Below are 1,837 nucleotides of genomic sequence, written 5' to 3'. Positions count from 1 at the left end.
ACCCGGCGCACGGCCGCCGTCGTCGGGGGCGCGGTGGCGGCGGTGGCGCTGCTGGTGGGGGGTTTCTTCCTCGGGAAACCGGTGTGGTCGCCGCCGTCGGACGACGCGCGGTTACCCACGCTGACCTACGGGGACGACGGCGACCTCACCGAGGTCAACATCGACTGGAACGACCGGTGCGTGAACACCCGCATCGAACCGGGACGGGTACTCGCCGACAGCAACTGGGTCGACTGCGACGAGCCGCACGACGCGGAACTGTTCGAGCGGAGCCGGCCGGTGGGCGATCCCGACGAGACCGATGCCGAGCCGGTGCGCTATCCCGGACGCGAGCTGTTGCGCCGCTTCGGTGAGGCCGCCTGCGAGCTGACGTTCCACTCCAACCGGATCGACGACGAGCGGCGGGAAGAGCTCGCCTACCGCACGGTGATCCCCACCGGGGCGGAATGGGAGAAGAACCCGGACCGGTTCTCCGACGACGACCTCGTCCGCACCGTGCTGTGCTTCGTGCAGGACGCCGACGGCGAGCAGCTGACCGGCCGGGTGCGACAGGTGGTCCGGTAGGCCGACAGGCCACAGCTTTTCCCGCGTGCCCGCCCGGTGACCGGCAGATCCGCACCCGCCCGCGGGCGGGCGACGGATACCCCGCGGGGACGGTGGTCGGCACGGTGGGCGCCGGAGCGAACAGGTACCGTCGGGTCCATGTCGATCGAACCGCCCACTCCGCCCACCGCCGCGCCGGGCAGACCGTTCGGCCGCGTGCTCACCGCCATGGCCACGCCGTTCACCGCCGAGGGTGCCCCGGACCTGAAGCGGGCGCAGGAACTCGCCGTGCACCTGCTGGAGCTGGGCAACGACGGCCTCGTCGTGAACGGCACCACCGGGGAGAGCCCGACCACGCGCGACGACGAGAAGGCCGACGTCATCCGCGCCGTCGTGGAGGCCGTCGGCGACCGCGCGACCGTCGTCGCCGGTGCGGGCACCTACGACACGGCGCACAGCGTGGAGCTGGTCCGCCAGGCCGAGAAGGCGGGCGCGCACGGCGTCCTCGTGGTCACCCCCTACTACTCGCGGCCGACGCAGGCCGGGGTGTACGCGCACTTCACCACGGTGGCCGACGCCACCAACCTGCCGGTGATGCTGTACGACATCCCCCCGCGCTCGATCGTGCCGATCGAGGTGGACACCCTGCGCAGGCTCGCCGAGCACCCGCGCATCCTCGCGGTCAAGGACGCCAAGGGGGACCTGCTGGCGGGCAGTGAGGTCATCGCCAACACGCACCTGGCCTACTACTCCGGCGACGACGCGCTGAACCTGCCCTGGCTGTCCGTCGGTGCCACCGGCGTCGTCAGCGTCATCGGACACGTCGTCGCGGGCCGGATCCGCGCCATGATCGAGGCGTACGAGGACGGCGACACCTCCACCGCCCGCACCAACCACCGCGGGATGCTGCCGGTCTTCCGCGCGTTCTCCCGGGTCGGCGGGGTCGTGTTCGCCAAGACGGCCCTGCGGCTGCGCGGCTACGAGGTCGGCGACCCCCGGCTGCCGATGGTGCCCGCCTCGGACGAGCAGGTGCGCGCCATCGCGGCCGACCTGACCCAGGCCGGTGTGCCCCTGGAGATGTCGCCGTCCAGCGACTGGGCGAGCAACCGGGTGGCCCAGGCCGACTCGGCGGCGGCCTACGTCACCCCCACCACCCACACGAGCGTTGGGACCATCCACCCGTGACCGGAAAGCCCGCACAGCAGCCCACCGACGCCGCCCGGACCCCGGCGAGGACCACCCCGGCCGGGCCGGGGCCGACCCACCGGCCGCCACCCCTGCCCGAGGGCGGCCT

Annotated in this window: 1 protein-coding gene and 1 pseudogene; both read left to right on the top strand. The window is 73.0% G+C overall.

Annotated features, from left to right (window positions below; genetic code table 11):
• Nucleotides 1-564: pseudogene (locus ACTIR_RS26490) on the top strand (serine/threonine-protein kinase); the annotation flags it as partial.
• 138 nt (nucleotides 565-702) lie between these two features.
• Nucleotides 703-1,728: a 4-hydroxy-tetrahydrodipicolinate synthase gene (gene dapA, locus ACTIR_RS0109435; protein ID WP_034239218.1), complete on the top strand. Its 1,026-nt coding sequence runs from the start codon at nucleotides 703-705 to the stop codon at nucleotides 1,726-1,728.
• Nucleotides 1,729-1,837 lie beyond the last annotated feature (109 nt).

The organism is Saccharomonospora iraqiensis subsp. iraqiensis (assembly GCF_000430445.1).
Classification (GTDB): Bacteria; Actinomycetota; Actinomycetes; order Mycobacteriales; family Pseudonocardiaceae; genus Saccharomonospora; species Saccharomonospora iraqiensis.
The sequence above is the reverse complement of the archived record's forward strand: the minus strand, read 5'-3'. Positions and strand labels throughout refer to the sequence as shown.